Origin of the sequence: Kitasatospora sp. NPDC004799 (genome assembly GCF_040609095.1) — a bacterium.
Classification (GTDB): Bacteria; Actinomycetota; Actinomycetes; order Streptomycetales; family Streptomycetaceae; genus Kitasatospora.
Genome location: NZ_JBEXJK010000318.1, coordinates 1 through 9,594, shown reverse-complemented (window position 1 = coordinate 9,594; position 9,594 = coordinate 1). Strand labels below are relative to the sequence as shown.

Genomic DNA, 9,594 nt, shown 5'->3' with positions numbered 1-9,594 from the left:
GGCCTCGGCGGCGAGCCGTTCGGCCAGCACCTCGCGGTCCCGGGCCCCGCCGAGCGCGGCGGCGAGCCAGCGCAGCTCGACGACCAGGTCGTCGGTGGCGCCGGGGGTGAACAGCCGCCGGAAGGTCCGCAGGGCGCTGCGCAGCCGCCGGCAGGCGACCCGCATCCGGTGCACGGCGTCCGGCTCGTCCGCCCGCACGGCGTCGTCCAGTCCGGCCAGCACCGCGGCCTGCGCCTCGATGCGGGCGAGCAGCACCTGCCCCACCGTGGTCTCGGGTGTCGCCATCGGCGCTCGCCCCCTCGTCGGGTCGGCGGGAACGCCTTCCAGGCTAGTCCGCGGACGACCGCTGCCGCCCGCGCGAACGGGCCGAGCGGCCGACCTCGCAGGCTGCTGAGAGCGCGTCAGCCGGAACAGGGACCTACGGGCCCTCGTGCCGGACGCGAGCGCCATGGCATACTCCGGAGCGTGACGACCTCCTCCCACTCGACCAGGGCCCTGCGGGCCGCGGTGTTCACCGCGCTCGCCGTGCCGATGGCCGCGTTGGGCCAGGTGGTCATCACGGGCCGCCCGCTGCCGCTGTCGCTGGTGGCCTCGGCCGGTGCCGTCGTCTTCCTGGTCGCGGCCGTACTGGCCGGCGGGGAGCGGCGGATGCTGCACATCTCCGGCGTGATGGTGCCGGTCGAGCTGCTGCTCAACACCACCTTCAACCTGGGCCAGACCAGCTGTTCGCCGGTGCTGGCCGGTCAGGTGCCCGCCCGCGGGGTGAACCTGCTGGTCTGCGGCGGCGGTTCGGTGGACGGCTCGTTGCTGGCCGGCCCGCTGGGCCACGCCGGGCAGCTGGCCCCCGCCGCGACCCAGCTGCTGCTCCTGCTGGCGCACCTGGCGATCGCCCTGGCCGCCTCGGCCTGGCTGCGGATGGGCGATTCCGCCTTGTCCGGCCTGGCCCGGGCGCTGCGCGCCCTGCGCGGGTCGCTGACCGGCCCGCTGCGCGCGCTGGCCGTCCTGCTGGCCCCGGCTCCGGCGCGTCCGGTGCTGCGGGTGCCGCTGCCGGTGTCGGACCGCCCGCGGCCGCGCCGCGAGGACGTGGTGCTGAGCCCGGCGCCCCGGCGCGGCCCGCCCGCCTTCGCGCCTGCCTGCTGATCACCGTCGCCGACCGATCGCCGTCGCCGACCGATCGCCCTCTCTGACCGGTCGCCGTCTCCGACCGATCACCGTCGCCGGCCCGATCACCCCCGTACCCGGCCGGACGGCCCCGGTACGCCCGCAGGCAGTGCGCACGACTCCCGCGTCCACCGACCCCGCCGCACCCGCTGCGGCTTCCCGCGCGCACCCGCGCGCCGCGTACAGGAGTTGACTTCCCCATGGCTCAGGCCCCCAGCAAGCAGCAGGCCAAGCGCATCAGTGCCCGTGAGCGGATCCAGGAGGCGCAGCGCCGCGAGCAGCAGGCCGCCAAGCGCCGTCAGCGGATCGTGGTGACGGTCTCGGCCGTCGTCGTGCTGGCCCTCGCGGGCGGCGTCACCATCGCGATCAACTCGGCCTCGGACAAGAACGAGAAGGCCTCCGCCGCCGAGTCGGCGCCGCTGGTCGTGCCGGCCAACGCCTCCGGCCCGGAGGGCACGGTGATCACCTACGGCAAGGCCGACGCCCCGCACACCATGGCGATCTACGAGGACTTCCGCTGCCCGGTCTGCAAGCACTTCGAGGCGGCGAACGGCGAGACCGTCAAGAAGCTCACCGAGGACGGCCAGATCAAGGTGGAGTTCCACCTGGCGGCCTTCCTGGACAAGAACCTCGGCGGCAAGGGCTCGCGCACCGCGCTGGCCGCCGTCGGCGCCGCGCTGAACGAGGGCGTGGACAAGTTCAAGGCGTTCCACGACGTGCTGTACGCCAACCAGCCGGACGAGCGCGAGGACGGCTTCGGCGACGTCAACCACCTGCTGGACCTGGCCGGCCAGGTGCCCGGCCTGAAGACCGACGCCTTCGTGAAGGCGGTGACCGACCGGACGTACGCCCCGTGGGCGGCCAAGGTCAACGAGGCGTTCAACGGCAGCGGGGTGACCGGCACGCCGACCGTCAAGGTGGACGGCAAGCAGATCACCCTGTTCGCCGGCAACGCCGTCGTCCCGCCGGAGCAGTTCACCGCGCAGGTGAAGCAGGCCGCCGGCCTCCAGTAGGCCGCACCTCCGCACCGTACGGCACCACCCGGCCCGGCCGAATCCCGGCCGGGCCGGCTCCTCCAAGCCAGCCACCGGAGTGTGCTGCCATGTCCGCCGTCACCACCGTGCACCTGTCCCGCTCCGCCCCCGACGACGCCGGCCGGGCCCCGGTCGGCGCGAGCCGGGCCCTCGCCCTCCTGCTGTTCCTCGGCGGGCTGGTCGGGCTGGCCGCCTCGGCCGTCCTGACCTTCGACAAGCTCCGCATCCTGGAGAACCCCTCCTACGTCCCCAGCTGCAACATCAACCCGGTGATCAGCTGCGGCTCGGTGATGCGCACCGACCAGGCGGAGGTCTTCGGCTTCCCCAACCCGCTGCTCGGACTGGCCGCCTTCGGCGCGCTGACGGCGATCGGCGCGGGGCTGCTCGCCGGGGCCGCGTACCGGCGCTGGTTCTGGCTGGGCCTGAACGCGGGCACCGCGCTGGGCGTGGTGTTCGCGCACTGGCTGATCTACCAGGCGCTGTACGACATCGGCGCGCTCTGCCCGTACTGCATGGTGGTGTGGGCGACGGTGGTGGCGCTGTTCTGGTACACCACGCTGCACAACCTGCGCACCGGCGTGATCCCGGCGGGCCCGCGGCTGCGGGTGGTCGTCCGGGAGGCGGCGCGGTACCACTGGGCGCTGCCGGTGCTGTGGGCGGCGGTGATCGCACTGATGGTCCTCAACCGGTTCTGGTACTACTGGAGCACCCTCCTCTGACCGTCGATCACCCCACGTACCCGTCCGAGTGCAGCAGCGCGGCGGCGCCGGTCCGCCGGGCCTCCAGGGCCCCGGTGAGCCGGCGCGCCGCACCGGGCTGCAGCAGGACGGCGGCCTGGGCCGGGGTGAAGTACCCGTGGTCGGCGATCTCCTCGGCCTGCGCCCGGACCACCGCCCCGGCCGCGACCGTCCCGCCGTCGAACATGAACTGCACGGCGGGGTGGGCGTGTTCGCCCTGGTCGGGGATCGCGTCGCGCCACTCCACCACGAGCAGCCGCAGCGGCCCGGCCGACAGCCCGGTCTCCTCGTACAGTTCGCGGGCCGCGCACTCGGCGGGCCCCTCCCCCGGGTCCATCCCGCCGCCGGGGAACTGCCACTGGTCGCGGTAACTGGCCTTCAGCAGCAGGATCCTGCCCGCCTCGTCGGTCAGCAGCACGCTGCACCCGACGTAGGCGCGCACCATCCCGGAGAGCCACTCCTCCTCCGAGAGTGCCCAGGTGTCCGTCATCGCGCCTCCTCCGTCGGCCGCCGTCCTCGGGGACAATCTGCCGCGATCCCGGCCCGCGAAACGGCGGTTCGCGCCGAATCCACCCGAAGGAGTGCAAGATCGGCCCTACCCGAAGACGGCCCGCCGGAAGGCGTTGCGGAGTTCGGTGAGCTGCTCGACGCCCCGGTCGTAGTGCACCTTGTTGGTGAGCAGCAGGGCCCAGCGGCCGAGCCGCCGGGAGACCCAGAAGCCGGTGCCGGTGAAGCCGTAGTGGACGAAGGTGCCCTCGACGGGGTCGGTGCCGGGGGCGCACAGCCAGGACAGGCCGCGGGCGGGGGCGAGGCCGCCGGTCTGCTCGCGCAGCGACTCCGCGGTCCACGCCCCGCCCCAGGGCAGCCCGGGCGGCGGGGCGAGCAGCGCGGTGAGGAAGCGGGCGAGGTCGCGGGCGGTGGAGAAGGCCCCGGCGTTCCCGGAGACGCCGCCGAGCAGCCGGGCGGAGGGGTCGTGGACGACGCCGCGCAGGTGGGCGCCGACGCCCTCCTCGTACTCGGTGGGCGCGGTGCGGGCGGCGAGCCCGCCGTCCAGCGGGCCGTACCGGGTGTCGGCCATGCCGAGCGGGCCCCAGGCCCAGCGTTCGGCGAGCCGGTCCAGCGGCGCGCCGCCGAGGTCCTCGACCAGGTAGGTGAGCAGGACGGCGGCCCGGTCGGTGTACTCGACGGCCGTGCCCGGCGGGCGGTGCAGCGGGCCGGCGAGGACGCCGGCCCGGACCGCCGCGAGGTCCCGCCCGTAGAGCTGCTCGAAGCGGGTGTACGGGAGCATCCCGGCGGTGTGGGCGAGGAGTTGACGGGCCGTCACCTCACCGGCGGGGTGCCCCGCGGCCGGCCGCCACCAGCGGCCGAGCGGCTCGTCCAGCGGGAGCCGGCCGGACTGCCACAGCGCCCCGGCGCAGGGCCAGAGCGCGATCACCTTGGTGAGGCTGGCGAGGTCGTACAGCGTGTCCGGCCCGGGCCGCAGCCGCGCGTACGGGCCCTGCCCGAGCACCCCGTGGCTGCCGCCGCCGAGCGTGCCGCCGGCGTCGCCGACGACCCAGACGGCGCCCGCCCCGACGGTCCGCGCACCGTCCTGGACCAGCCGGTCCAGCTCCCCGCCCGGCGCGGCTAGGGCGGGGAGCCGGTCGGCTCCGGGTGCGCCGGGTCCGGCTGCCTGGTGACTCATCCGTCTCCCCCTTCGGGCCGACGGGAGCCTACCCGGCCGGACGCGACCTACGGCGTGCCTGACGATTCCAGTCGGGCTCGCGAACCGTCGGACGCGCCCTACGGCACCAGTTCCTTGCCGAGGCAGATGCTCTGCGGGTGGTCCTTGTAGATGCCGAACTTCCGGATCGCGGCGTAGCCCTCGGACCGGTACAGCGCGACGGCCTCGGGCTGCTCGGTGCCGGTCTCCAGGATGACGCGGGTGCGCCCGGCCTCGGCCGCGGTCCGCTCCAGGCGGCCCAGCACCGCCCGGGCCAGGCCGCGGCCGCGGGCCTCGGGGATCACGAACATCCGCTTGAGCTCGGCGTCACCGTCGCGCAGGTCGTCCGGGCCGGCCTGCTTGGCCCGCCAGCCGCCGCAGGCGACCGGACGGCCGTCCAGGTAGGCGATCAGGAACAGGCCGGCCGGCGCCTCGAAGTCCTCCGCGCGCATGACCGTCTCGTCCGGGTCGCCGTAGCGGCGCACGTACTCCTGCTGCACCTCCGCCGACAGGGCCTGGGCGTCGGGGTGGGCGTAGCCGGTGACGCGGAACTCGACGGTGCCGGTCTCCCGGGCGCTGCTGGTACTCATGGATGAAAAGCCTACGGGCCCCGCTCAGCGGGCCTCGAACCGGGCGACCAGGTCGTCCTTGCCGAACATCCGGGCGGTGTCCACGGCGCTCGGGGCACCGGCCCGCGGGTCGGCGCCGCCGGCCAGCAGGACGTCGAGCACGTCCGCGGCGCCCTTGAAGACGGCGCCGGCCAGCGGGGTCTGCCCGTGGTCGTTGGCGAGGTTCGGGTCGGCGCCGTACCGGAGCAGCTCCGCCACGGTGGCGGCGTGGCCGTGGTAGGCGGCGAGCATGATCAGGGTGTCGCCGCGGCCGTTGGTGAGGTCGGCCGGGGCGCCGGCGTCCAGGTAGCCGGACAGGGTCTCGGTCTCCCCGGCCCGGGCGGCGTCGAAGAGCTTCCCGGCAAGCGCGATCACCTCGGCGTCGGGGGCGTCGGCGGGCTGCTGGCTGGCGTCGGTCATGATGGGCGGCCTTTCCGGTCGGTGTCGTCGGGCGGTCTCGGGGCTGCGCCCAGGGCACGGTAGCGGCCGGTGCCGGAACGGACCAGCGGGCGTCCGGAATCCGGATGACGGCCCGCGCCCGCGACGACACGCGGCCGCGCGCGTCGCGCAGCCATTCGAGCGAACTTTCCGGACCCCCCGGAAACTTCCCGACCACCGCCAGGGAATGCCTCGGCACACCGAATCCCGCGACGCCCGGCCCCCACCCCGGCCGGCCCCCTGCCGTCTCCCGCCCACCGGAGCGGTATTGAGCGGCAGAACCACCCATTTGCACCGTTCCATCATCTATTACTTTTTGTCACGATTAATGCACTTTCCGTAACACCCCTGCTTGTCCCCATCTTCCTGAGGAGCGGAACGTGATCCTCTCGATTTCCGGCATCGTCCTGTTCGGCACCATCGCCTTTCTCTTCTTCCGCCGGGACGGACTGAAGGTCTCCCACGCCATCGTCTGCGCCCTGCTGGGCTTCTACATCGCCGGCTCCTCGATCGCGCCGAGCATCACCGCGGGCGGCGCCAGCCTCGCCAGCCTGCTCAGCGGCATCAGGTTCTAGCCGCTCCTCCCCCCTCCCCCGTACCGGCCCGGGCGCGGATCCCACCGCCCCGGGCCCCGTCGTACCCCACCTCCGCCCCCCTCCCGTCCCACCGCCCGGGGAGTCAAGGAATGCCGCTCCACCGCCACCTCAGCAAGGGCCGCGCGATCGCCCGGACCGCCGGGGACCACGCCTCCGACATGTTCGCGCCGCTCTCCGTCATCGGCCGCGGCCTGCGCCACCACGCCGACTGGGCCAGGTCCCGCTGGCAGGACACCCCGAAGGAGCGCCGCGGCCCGACGCTGTTCCTGACCGCCGCCCTGCTGATCGGCGTCTACCTGCTGCCGCACGGACTGCTGTTCGCCCTGATCGCCCTGATGGCCAGCGCCGCCTGGTCCGGCCGGGCCCCCCGGGCGGCGGCCGCGCCACCCGCCCCGGACGTCGCCGACGTCAAGCTCGGCGCCCTCTACGCGGCGCTCACCCCGTACCTGTGCGGCCCCGAGGACGCCAACCCGCTGTACCGCTTCGAGGGCAGCTACCGGAGCGCCTTCAGCGCCTGGGAGTTCGACGGCGAGGGCCGGCTGTCGCAGCTGGAGCTGAGCTACCCCGCCTACTTCACCGACACCGAGCCGGCCGCCCGGGCCCGGATCGAGCAGGTGGTGCAGGGCAAGGCCGGCCGGGCCCGCGAGTACCGCTTCGACTGGGACGAGGAGTCCAACCGGCTGCGGGTCACCGCGCTCGCCCCGCTGCCCACCGACATCGCCGCCCAGCGCTTCGTCGCCGCCCCCGGCGAGATCGTGCTGGGCTTCACCGACGAGGACGGCACCGCCCGGACCATCCCGGTCACCCGGGGCGGCACGACCGTCCAGCAGCCGCCGGTGGTCTGGCGCACCGGCCCGCGCTCCGCCGAGCCGCACCTGCTGGCGCTCGGCGTCACCGGCTACGGCACCTCCAGCCTGCTGCGCTCGATCGCGCTCCAGGCCCTCCCGTACGGCGACCTGGTGGTGGTCGACGGCGCGGGCACCGGGGAGCACGCCTGCCTGGTGAACCGGCCCGGCGTGCACACGGTGGAGACCAGCCTGCACGGCGCGCTGGCCGCCCTGGAGTGGGCCGTCGGCGAGACCGAGCGCCGGCTCGCCGCGCTCAACGCCGCCCGGCACGCCGGCACCGCCCCGCCCGAGGACGTCACCCGGCCGCTGTGGCTGCTGCTGGACCACCCGACCGAGCTGAGCGAGCTCGCCCGGGCCGAGGGCCGCCCCGACCCGCAGGACCTGCTGGAGCTCCCGCTGCGGCACGGCCGGGCCGCCCGGGTCACCGTGGTGATCGCCGACGACCTGGCGGCCGGGGACCGGATCACCGCCACCGTCCGCGCCACCACCCGGGCCCGCGTGGTGCTCGGCCCGGCCGGGCCCGACGAGGGGCACGACGCGCTCGGCGCGCCGCTGGACCTCGCACCCGCCGCGCACGCCCCGGCCGGGCGCGGCTACGCCCGGATCGGCAACGGCGCCCCGGTCCGGCTCCAGGTGCCCGCCACCGTCGACCCGCTGGACGACGAGGCCCCGGCCGCGCTGCGGGACGCGGTGATCGCCCTGCTCCCGCACCGGGACACCCGCACCGAGGCGGCCGCCGCCGAGGTGCCGCCCCGCCCGGAGCACCCGCCGGTGGTCCCCGCGGCCGATCCGGCCGCACCGGCCCACCCGGTCGACCTGGTCAAGGGCGAGCCGATGATCCGCCCGCGACCGATCTCCTGACGGCCGGGCCGGGCCGCCTCCCGGGCCGCTCCGCGGGCGCGCGACCGGGGTCGGCGCCCGGCCCGGAATCCCCTCCCGGTACGCTCGTCACAGAAAGTCCGCACGATCACCAGATGTGAAATAGGTGACACCTGGGGTGATATCACCGGCCAGATGTGACAAATCGGGCGCAGGTGGGTACAAACAGGGGCGGCACTACAGACGACGCATGTCCCGGGACGGGAATCTTCGTCGGAAGCCGAGCGTTGACCGAACGACGAAGAACAGCGACCACTAGTCCTGTGGGCCATAAGCCCGGGAGGCACGATTCATGAGCGAGCGAGCTCTCCGCGGCACGCGACTCGGGGCCACTAGCTACGAGACCGACCGTGGTATCGATCTGGCTCCCCGCCAGACCGTCGAGTACGCATGTCAGAACGGACACCGTTTCGAGGTTCCTTTCTCGGTCGAGGCGGAGATCCCCGCGACCTGGGAATGCCGCTTCTGTGGCCAGGAGGCGGCACTTCTCGACGGCGACGAGCCGGAGGAGAAGAAGATCAAGCCGACGCGCACCCATTGGGACATGCTGATGGAGCGCCGGACGCGCGAGGAGCTGGAGGAGGTGCTGGCCGAGCGGCTGGCCGTGCTCCGCTCCGGTGGGATGAACCTCGCGGTGCACCCGCGGGACACCCGTAAGAGCGCCTGACACCTCGCTCCCGCCCCGAGCGGGAGGACGCGAAAAGGGACCCTGGTCACCAGGGTCCCTTTCGCGTTGCCGGGGACGTGACTGCCGGAGGGCGTGGTCGTGGTCGGAAGCCGGGCCTGCCCGGGACGCCGAGCCGCCCGGGGCGCAGGCGCCCCGGGCGGCCGGTGGAACGGGTCGGGTGGAACGGGTCGGATCAGCCGGCGATCGGCGGGCGGTAGGTGGTATCCGGCCCCTGCGGGCCGCGCGGGCCGGACTCCGGGTCCACGACCTCGCCCTGGATCACCTTGCCGTCCGGGCGGTGGATGCGCAGCTGCTCCTGGAGCCGCATCGCGTCCGCGAACGGGTCGGCGCCGGCGACGGAGGCGCTGCGCAGCGCCTTGTCCGCGATCCGGCGCCCGACCGCCCGCCACAGCGCCCGGGTGGGCGGGAAGAGCAGGGTCAGGGCCGCCAGGTCCGACAGGAAGCCGGGGACGATCAGCAGCAGGCCGGCCAGCACCGTCATGCTGGTGCCGGTCTGCGGCTGCTCGGACTGCGGGTTCCTGCTCTGCTCGATCGCCGCCGACAGCGCCTTCAGCCCGGCCCGCTTGATCAGCGAACCGCCGATCAGGGCGCCGGCGACGAGCAGCAGCACGACGGTGAAACCGCCCAGCCACGAGCCGACCTGGACCAGCAGCCAGATCTCCAGCACCAGCCAGGCGGTGACCAGCAGCGGCAGCACACGGCGGAGCCTGCTGCGCGGGGCCGGACGGGTCGGGGTAGCTTGCTGGGTCACGGTACGAATCCACTCCAGGCGGTGCTCTGCGCGCCGCACGGGAGGTCCGGGCCGGCTACGGCACCACCTGGTCCAACGATTCCGGCCCGGCCGGTGTTCCGGCCTGCGGCTTCCTGCGGCGGCCGGCCAGCACGGCCGCGCCGCAGGCCAGC

General features: G+C 74.5%; 12 protein-coding genes. 6 read left to right on the top strand and 6 right to left on the bottom strand.

Going from position 1 to position 9,594, the window contains the following annotated elements:
* A partial coding sequence (locus ABZW03_RS30265) for a CHAD domain-containing protein (RefSeq protein WP_355265188.1) occupies window positions 1-285 on the bottom strand: 285 nt, incomplete at its 3' end.
* A gap of 180 nt (window positions 286-465) precedes the next feature.
* Between ABZW03_RS30265 and ABZW03_RS30260 the strand changes: the two genes are divergently transcribed.
* The 3 genes from ABZW03_RS30260 (at window position 466) to ABZW03_RS30250 (ending at window position 2,914) form a co-directional block, all read left to right on the top strand.
* Window positions 466-1,140, top strand: coding sequence for a hypothetical protein (locus ABZW03_RS30260; protein WP_355265185.1), 675 nt, complete (start codon window positions 466-468; stop codon window positions 1,138-1,140).
* A 221-nt stretch (window positions 1,141-1,361) separates the two neighbouring features.
* Window positions 1,362-2,174 (top strand): thioredoxin domain-containing protein, encoded by an 813-nt coding sequence (locus tag ABZW03_RS30255; protein ID WP_355265182.1) that lies wholly within the window; start codon window positions 1,362-1,364, stop codon window positions 2,172-2,174.
* A gap of 89 nt (window positions 2,175-2,263) precedes the next feature.
* Window positions 2,264-2,914, top strand: a complete 651-nt coding sequence (locus ABZW03_RS30250) for a vitamin K epoxide reductase family protein (protein ID WP_355265180.1) — start codon at window positions 2,264-2,266, stop codon at window positions 2,912-2,914.
* Between the two features lie 7 nt (window positions 2,915-2,921).
* Here ABZW03_RS30250 and ABZW03_RS30245 read toward each other — a convergent pair whose 3' ends face one another.
* From ABZW03_RS30245 to ABZW03_RS30230, 4 genes are all read right to left on the bottom strand, one after another.
* On the bottom strand, window positions 2,922-3,422 hold the full coding sequence (locus ABZW03_RS30245) for an NUDIX hydrolase (RefSeq protein ID WP_355265177.1): 501 nt from the start codon (window positions 3,420-3,422) through the stop codon (window positions 2,922-2,924).
* A gap of 105 nt (window positions 3,423-3,527) precedes the next feature.
* A complete protein-coding gene (locus ABZW03_RS30240) occupies window positions 3,528-4,616 on the bottom strand; it encodes a serine hydrolase domain-containing protein (RefSeq protein WP_355265174.1) in 1,089 nt (362 codons plus the stop codon).
* Between the two features lie 98 nt (window positions 4,617-4,714).
* Window positions 4,715-5,224, bottom strand: coding sequence for a GNAT family N-acetyltransferase (locus tag ABZW03_RS30235; RefSeq protein ID WP_355265172.1), 510 nt, complete (start codon window positions 5,222-5,224; stop codon window positions 4,715-4,717).
* Window positions 5,225-5,248: 24 nt separating this feature from the next.
* A complete protein-coding gene (locus ABZW03_RS30230) occupies window positions 5,249-5,662 on the bottom strand; it encodes an ankyrin repeat domain-containing protein (RefSeq protein WP_355265169.1) in 414 nt (137 codons plus the stop codon).
* Between the two features lie 398 nt (window positions 5,663-6,060).
* On the opposite strand from ABZW03_RS30230, the gene ABZW03_RS30225 reads away from it, so the two are divergent.
* From ABZW03_RS30225 to ABZW03_RS30215, 3 genes are all read left to right on the top strand, one after another.
* On the top strand, window positions 6,061-6,255 hold the full coding sequence (locus tag ABZW03_RS30225) for a hypothetical protein (RefSeq protein WP_188300502.1): 195 nt from the start codon (window positions 6,061-6,063) through the stop codon (window positions 6,253-6,255).
* A 110-nt stretch (window positions 6,256-6,365) separates the two neighbouring features.
* Window positions 6,366-7,985: a hypothetical protein gene (locus ABZW03_RS30220; RefSeq protein ID WP_355265166.1), complete on the top strand. Its 1,620-nt coding sequence runs from the start codon at window positions 6,366-6,368 to the stop codon at window positions 7,983-7,985.
* Between the two features lie 310 nt (window positions 7,986-8,295).
* Window positions 8,296-8,670: an RNA polymerase-binding protein RbpA gene (locus tag ABZW03_RS30215; RefSeq protein WP_049655293.1), complete on the top strand. Its 375-nt coding sequence runs from the start codon at window positions 8,296-8,298 to the stop codon at window positions 8,668-8,670.
* Window positions 8,671-8,863: 193 nt separating this feature from the next.
* Here the strand turns inward: ABZW03_RS30215 and fxsA are convergent, their stop codons facing one another.
* On the bottom strand, window positions 8,864-9,442 hold the full coding sequence (gene fxsA, locus ABZW03_RS30210; RefSeq protein WP_355265163.1) for an FxsA family membrane protein: 579 nt from the start codon (window positions 9,440-9,442) through the stop codon (window positions 8,864-8,866).
* Window positions 9,443-9,594: the final 152 nt, after the last annotated feature.

What these genes read in the sequence shown, in the direction of transcription:
- ABZW03_RS30255 (WP_355265182.1), top strand. Translation starts at nt 1,362, where the DNA reads ATGGCTCAGGCCCCCAGCAAGCAGCAGGCCAAGCGCATCAGTGCCCGT.
- ABZW03_RS30250 (WP_355265180.1), top strand. Translation starts at nt 2,264, where the DNA reads ATGTCCGCCGTCACCACCGTGCACCTGTCCCGCTCCGCCCCCGACGAC.
- ABZW03_RS30245 (WP_355265177.1), bottom strand. Translation starts at nt 3,422, where the DNA reads ATGACGGACACCTGGGCACTCTCGGAGGAGGAGTGGCTCTCCGGGATG.
- ABZW03_RS30240 (WP_355265174.1), bottom strand. Translation starts at nt 4,616, where the DNA reads ATGAGTCACCAGGCAGCCGGACCCGGCGCACCCGGAGCCGACCGGCTC.
- ABZW03_RS30235 (WP_355265172.1), bottom strand. Translation starts at nt 5,224, where the DNA reads ATGAGTACCAGCAGCGCCCGGGAGACCGGCACCGTCGAGTTCCGCGTC.
- ABZW03_RS30230 (WP_355265169.1), bottom strand. Translation starts at nt 5,662, where the DNA reads ATGACCGACGCCAGCCAGCAGCCCGCCGACGCCCCCGACGCCGAGGTG.
- ABZW03_RS30220 (WP_355265166.1), top strand. Translation starts at nt 6,366, where the DNA reads ATGCCGCTCCACCGCCACCTCAGCAAGGGCCGCGCGATCGCCCGGACC.
- ABZW03_RS30215 (WP_049655293.1), top strand. Translation starts at nt 8,296, where the DNA reads ATGAGCGAGCGAGCTCTCCGCGGCACGCGACTCGGGGCCACTAGCTAC.